Genomic DNA, 205 nt, shown 5'->3' with positions numbered 1-205 from the left:
ACGGCCACCGGCATCGCGCCGGGGTACACCTTCTCGGTCCTCAACGCGCCGCACTTCAGCGACAACGGCGAATACCTGGTGACCTCGGCGACCTATGACTTCGCCGAGAACCCCTACGCCAGCGGCGGCGGCGGGGAGAGCCGCCACAACATTGACTTCACGGTGCTGCCGTCGTCGGTGACGTGGCGCACGCCGCCGGAGACGC

1 protein-coding gene is annotated in these 205 nt (G+C 68.8%); it reads left to right on the top strand.

The features are described 5' to 3' along the window. Positions 1–205, top strand: a 205-nt coding sequence (locus HFD92_RS21625) for a hypothetical protein (protein ID WP_167429681.1), incomplete at both ends; no start/stop codon positions are given.

Origin of the sequence: Pantoea sp. EKM101V, assembly GCF_011800325.1 — a bacterium.
Taxonomy (GTDB): Bacteria; Pseudomonadota; Gammaproteobacteria; order Enterobacterales; family Enterobacteriaceae; genus Pantoea; species Pantoea anthophila.
Note: the sequence above shows the minus strand (reverse complement) of the source record. Positions and strands in the feature narration are given on the sequence as shown.